Origin of the sequence: Halolamina salina (assembly GCF_042678005.1) — an archaeon.
Taxonomy (GTDB): Archaea; Halobacteriota; Halobacteria; order Halobacteriales; family Haloferacaceae; genus Halolamina; species Halolamina salina.
The window spans coordinates 7,387-11,290 of record NZ_JBHUDH010000163.1 but is presented as its reverse complement, the minus strand read 5'-3'; the positions used below and the strand labels follow the sequence as shown (position 1 = coordinate 11,290).

The following is a 3,904-nucleotide window of genomic DNA, read 5'->3' as shown; positions in this document are numbered from 1 at the left end:
CGACGCCGCCGGCGGCGCGTACCCCTTCGCCGATCCGGGCGAGCGCTCCGGGGAGGTGAGCCGAGAAGCGGTCGCCGCGGCCGACCCCGAGTACGTGATCCTCCACCCCTGCGGGAAAGGCGACCGCGCGGACCCGGACGAGTTCCGGGAGCGGGGGTGGGGACTCGACGCCGAGATCCACGTCGTCGACGACTCGCTGCTGAACCAACCCAGCCCGAACCTGATCGCCGGCGTCGAGCGGCTGGCCGGGATCTTCCACGGGATCGACGAGGCGGCCGACTGAGCCGGAGCCGCAAAGGAAACGTCCCCCCGGCCCCGAGCGGACGCCATGCGACTCGCCGTCGGCAGCGGGAACCCGGTGAAGCGGCGCGCAGTCGAACAAGCCATCGCGGAGACTATCGACGACGCGACGGTCGAGGCAGTCTCCGTCGACTCCGGGGTGAGCGAGCAGCCCCGCGGCCGCGAGGAGACCGTCGAGGGGGCGAAGAACCGCGCCCGGAACGCGCTCGCGGCGGGCGAGTACGACATCGGCGTCGGGCTGGAGGGCGGCGTCGCCGAGGTGCCCGAGACCGAGGGGCTGTTCCTGATCATGTGGGTCGCGGTGACCGACGGCGATCGGGTGGGCCTCGGCGCGGGGCCGTCGTTCCGCCTGCCGGCGTCGATCGGCGACCGTGTGGCCGCGGGCGAGGAGCTCGGGCCGGTAATGGACGACGTGCTCGGTGAGGACGACGTGGCGGAGAAGCAGGGGGCTGCAGGGGCGTTGTCGGCGGGCGTGGTTGACCGCGACGACGCGCTGGCTGCGGGCGTGGCGGCGGCGATGGGACCGTTCGTGACAGATCGGTACTGAGTCGGGATTGGGTACGTCGAAGTCGGCTTTTTCGTTGGTCTCTCGCTTGTTTCGGGCATCAGCAACACTGTGAAAGCCCCTGTCGTCTGGACTCCCGCGACTCGCTGCGGTCCTCACTACGTTGCGGTCCTTGCTTCGTCGGGGTTCGTCCAGACGACAGCCCCTTCCAGTCCCACCCGTACACTCGCCCACACCCTCCCCAACCGACGCTGCCGCGCTGGTGGCTCACCACAAGGGTTCGCCGGCGCGGGCAGCGTCCCTCGCGTGCGCTGGGGCAGCCGACGGAACGGCTGCCCGCACGCGCCACAGCAGTTCCGGCGCGAAGCGGGCGCGGCCCTGTGCCGCGCCTCAGCGCGAGGGACGAGTGAGCGACTGAAAGGAGCGAACGAGTCGGCTGGGGAGGCTCGTGGGCAGTGCCGTCCGGGTGGGACTGAAAGGGGCTGTCCGCTCCGGGAAGGCGGGCGACGTAAGCACCGCAGGTGAGCGAAGCGAACCGAGGAGCGCAACGAGGCCCCCGAGCCGAGCGGGCAGGGGCTTTCACGGTGCTGCTGACCTCTTTTTAGAACCGAACGAACAGGTTGAAGACGCAGACGACAGCCCCAGCCACGACACTTCCCTCAAAAAGTCAGACTCCGAATCAAGCAGACTCCACGGACTCGACCTCCTCCATCTCCTCGGCCTCCTCCACCGCGGTCGTCAGCGAGACGTTCAGCGCGAGCATCGAGATGCCGCCGCCGATCATCGTCACGACGTTCTTCAGGAAGTGGTCGACGATCGCCACGCCGAGCGCGACCGACGCCGTCACCGGCGTCAGACCCGCGACGAGCAGGGTAAACGCCGCCTCGTACAGCCCCACGCCACCCGGACTCAGCGGCAGCACCTTCGCGAGGTTCCCGACCGACACCGCGAAGAAACAGATCGTCACCAGCGTCGCCGTCTCGAGGCCGGTGCCGAACGCCGCGAGCACGAACACCGCCGTGATCACGTCGAGCGTCCAGATGACGAGGCTCGTGACGCCGACGCGGGTGAACGCCTTCGGATCGCCGCCGACCTGCTGCACGTCGCCGACGAACCGCTCCAGGGCGCCCGCGACGTAGTCCGCGTAGGAGTCCGAGGAAAACCGCTCGACGAGGCTCCGGATACGGTTGCGGTCCGAGCGCGCCGAGAGCACGATCCCCGTGACGGCGGCGATCGCGACGACCGCGATGCCGATCGCGACGAGCACCGCGATCTGCCCGCTCTGGGACGCCCCCGTCACCGACTCGGCGACGCGTGCCAGATCACCCGTGGCTGCGTAGCCCAGCAGCACCAGCCCCGCGAGGACGGTGATCGTGAGCAGGTCGAACACGCGCTCGGCCGCCAGCGACGCGAACCCCGAGGGGTAGGGGATGCCGCGCCGGGCCTTCACCACGTACGCCCGAACCCCGTCGCCAAGGCGGGCCGGGAACACGAGGTTCCCCGTTTGGGAGATGAACACCGCACCCGTGAGAAAGCCCAGTTTCTCCGTATACCCCAGTTCCGCGAGGATGTCGCGGTAGCGCAGCCCCCGGAGGGGCCAGGAGAGCGCGTAGACGACCGCCGCGACCCCGATCAGCGTCGGGTCGGCCTCCGAGATGCGGTCGAGCACCGTCCCGTAGTCGATGTACAGCGTCGAGAGCAGGAACGCGAGCAGCACCAGCAGCGCGCTGGCGCCCAGCGTCACCCACTTGTTCACCCGCGGCTGAACCGAGAGCTGCCACCACGTCCGGACGATCTGGCTCCCCATCCCGAACACGTCCCGCACGAGGTCGACCTTCGAGTCGCCCTTCGGCTCCCAGTCGACCGGAAACTCCTTCACCTCGAACCCGGCCCGCTGGGCGCGCACGAGCAGCTCCGTGTCCCAGAACCAGTGGCGGTCCTCCACGTCGTCGTGGACCGCCTCGAACGCCTCGCGGGAGATGGCCTTGAAGCCGCACTGGTGGTCCCGCAGGCCGGTCCGGAGGAACAGCCGGACCGCGGCGTTGTACCCCCGCGAGGGGATGCCGCGCTTCGCGGGCCGATCGGCGACGTTGTCGGGCATCCAGCGCGAGCCCGTGGCAACGTCGGCCTCGCCGTGCCGGACGGTGTTCACCAGCTCCTCGAGGTGTTTCATGTCCGTCGCGAGGTCGGTGTCGAAGTACACCAGCGTCCCGCCGTGGGCGGCGTCGAACGCCCGCTCCAGCGCGCCGCCGCGGCCGAGTCGCTCGTCGCTGTGGAAGTGTCTGACCCCGGGGATCTCGTCGGCGAGACGGTCGGCGATCGCGGGTGTCTCGTCGTCGCAGCCGTCCTCGGCGACGATCACCTCGAACGTTCCGGGGTCGAGGAACGCTTCGAGCGTGTCGACGGTGGTGCGGACCGTCTTCTCGATGGTGTCCGCCTCGTTGTACGCCGGGAGCACGACGCTCACCTCGATCCGTGTCGGATCGGGCGGCGCCGCGCCGTCACCCCCCGCCGCCCGCTCGGCGGCGTCGCTCCCGTCGGCGGGGTCGTTCATGGCCGACGGTCGACGGGGGACGGGTAAGTAGCTTCTGAAGGGGTCCGAAACGGGGGACGCGCGACCGGCCGGGCGTTAGCCGAGCGTACCTGACGGCGCCGCGAGGGCGGCAGGATCGGACGTCGCCGGATCGAAAACCGCACGACTGCGCCGGGATTAAGCCGTCGTACCAAACGCCTGAAGGGGGAACGGTCCGTCTCCGGGCGTATGAGCCAAGCAGGCGTGGCGGCGACCGCGGAGCTCTCGGAGAAGCAGACCCGCATCCTGAACCACCTGCGAGCGGCGGCCGGCGAGCGGACGTACTTCAAGTCGCGGCTGGTCGCCGAGGAGTTGGACATGACCGCCAAGGAGGTCGGCGCCAACATGCGGGCGCTGCTCGCGGCGGACCACGGCCTCGAGATCGAGAAGTGGGGCTACTCCTCGGGCACGACGTGGAAGGTTACCGTCGAGTAGCTCAGAGCCGCCGCGCGCAGCCACAGCAGTAGCGGTAAGCGGGGTCGTTCTCCGTCCCGCAGTGGGTGCAGCGGGTGGTCCCGTCGTCGCCG

At 70.0% G+C, this 3,904-nt stretch carries 3 protein-coding genes and 1 pseudogene; 3 read left to right on the top strand and 1 reads right to left on the bottom strand.

Annotation, left to right across the window (positions count from 1 at the left end):
- Positions 1–283: pseudogene (locus tag ACFR9S_RS13185) on the top strand (cobalamin-binding protein); the annotation flags it as partial.
- Between the two features lie 45 nt (positions 284–328).
- On the top strand, positions 329–847 hold the full coding sequence (yjjX, locus tag ACFR9S_RS13180) for an inosine/xanthosine triphosphatase (RefSeq protein ID WP_379731915.1): 519 nt from the start codon (positions 329–331) through the stop codon (positions 845–847).
- Positions 848–1,484: 637 nt separating this feature from the next.
- On the opposite strand, the gene ACFR9S_RS13175 is transcribed toward yjjX, so the two are convergent.
- Positions 1,485–3,359: a flippase-like domain-containing protein gene (locus tag ACFR9S_RS13175; RefSeq protein ID WP_379731916.1), complete on the bottom strand. Its 1,875-nt coding sequence runs from the start codon at positions 3,357–3,359 to the stop codon at positions 1,485–1,487.
- A gap of 207 nt (positions 3,360–3,566) precedes the next feature.
- On the opposite strand from ACFR9S_RS13175, the gene ACFR9S_RS13170 reads away from it, so the two are divergent.
- Positions 3,567–3,812, top strand: coding sequence for a DUF7123 family protein (locus ACFR9S_RS13170; RefSeq protein WP_379731917.1), 246 nt, complete (start codon positions 3,567–3,569; stop codon positions 3,810–3,812).
- Positions 3,813–3,904: the final 92 nt, after the last annotated feature.